Origin of the sequence: Kitasatospora sp. NPDC058444 (genome assembly GCF_042721415.1) — a bacterium.
In the GTDB taxonomy this organism is placed as follows: domain Bacteria; phylum Actinomycetota; class Actinomycetes; order Streptomycetales; family Streptomycetaceae; genus Kitasatospora.
Map to the genome: position 1 here is coordinate 1 of NZ_JBHXLL010000101.1, position 1,437 is coordinate 1,437.

The 1,437-nt window shown below is 68.3% G+C and carries 1 protein-coding gene and 1 pseudogene; one reads left to right on the forward strand and one right to left on the reverse strand.

Going from position 1 to position 1,437, the window contains the following annotated elements; genetic code table 11:
• Positions 1 to 1,146: peptidoglycan DD-metalloendopeptidase family protein (locus ACFWP2_RS39585; protein WP_380460979.1), on the reverse strand; the 1,146-nt coding region annotated here is incomplete at its 3' end.
• 35 nt (positions 1,147 to 1,181) lie between these two features.
• On the opposite strand from ACFWP2_RS39585, the pseudogene ACFWP2_RS39590 reads away from it, so the two are divergent.
• Positions 1,182 to 1,320 (forward strand): annotated as a pseudogene (locus tag ACFWP2_RS39590) (dipeptidase); the annotation flags it as partial.
• Positions 1,321 to 1,437 lie beyond the last annotated feature (117 nt).

A 1,437-nucleotide genomic window follows, 5' to 3' on the forward strand; every position in this document is an offset into this window, starting at 1 on the left:
CGGACGGTACACACCGAACGTGTCCTTCCCGTCCCCGTTCCAGTCACCCACCAACGGCACATCACCCGGGTTCCCGAACATCCTCGAATCCAACAGGCTCCCACCATGATCAGCCACCGCGAACAACGCCTCCCCCGGCCGATACACACCCACACTCGTGGGCTGCTTGGACGGGCCGCAGTTCTTGCTGGTGAACTCCTGCGTGGCGCCGTTGAAGGCGACTCCGTCGAAGGTGGCCTGCTGGCCGACTCCGTTCAGGGTCTCCTCGAAGTGGAGGTGGGGGCCGGTCGAGTTGCCGGTGTTGCCCAGGCGGCCGACGATCTGACCGGCCTTCACGTAGGTGCCGACCGACACGTCGAGGGCGGACAGGTGTGCGTAATGCGTGGTCCAGCCGCCGCCATGGTTGATCCGTACGTGGGTACCGGCCCACGAACTGCCCGCCTCGGCGACTTCGACGGTCCCGTCGGCGCTGGCGGCAACGGGGAGGCCGAAGTCATCCCCCGGGTAGTGGTTGAGGTCGACCGATCCGTTCGGGTTGTGGCCCGCGTAGGTGCTCGCGGTCCACTTCTCCCCGCATGGGACGGGAAGTTGGAAGTTCGGCCGGCCGACCGCCTGAGCGGACGGAACGGACAACAGGGACAGGGCGACCGTGGCTATCGCGGTCGCGCCGGTCAAACGTGCCTTCAACATCTGGTGTCCCCCTCGAAGCGTTTCTGCTGTCGCGCTTGCTGCGTCCCGTGACACGGGGCGCCGGGCACGGAGAAGCCCTGGACCACGGCGGGCGGACGCCTCCACCCCCCGCGCATACCTCCCCTGACCCCCCGGACCGGTGAAGCGGGACCTCACGTGTTTCTGGTGATGTCCCGTGAGCCCGTCCACCAACATAGGTCGCAGGCCGGGCGGGATGTTGGCACTGCGTCGCCAGCACTTCGCTATCCGTCTCATCTCCACGGGGGCGCGCAGCATCCGCCATCGGTGCTCGCGCGGGCTGAGCCCGTACACCGCCTTGAAGGTGCGACCGAAGTCGGAGGCGCGCAGCAGGCCGCAGCGGGCCGCGACGGCTTGGATGGGCAGGGCGCGCAGCGCCGGGTCGGCGAGGTCGCGGTGGGCCGCGGCCATCCGCTGGCCGCGGATGTAGGCGGCCACCGTCTCGCCGTGGGAGTACTGAGAGGGTGCGAACTGACCTGGGCACACGGATGAACGCCGCCCCGGAGGAAAGTGAGGGCGCTTGCTACACCCATGCCGCCGACATCAGCGAGGCGGCCCGTGCCAACCGGAAGCTGCATGGGTACTGCGCTGACAGCGGCGGGCCTGGTGAACTAGTACTGCAACGGTGTTTACCGTGACGAGGCTTCAGCTCTTGGGCTGTGGCCTCGTCTTTTGTAGTGGCTGATCCGGGCCTGGTGCTGGCGTCGGCGGCGCCAGCGGGACCAGTGC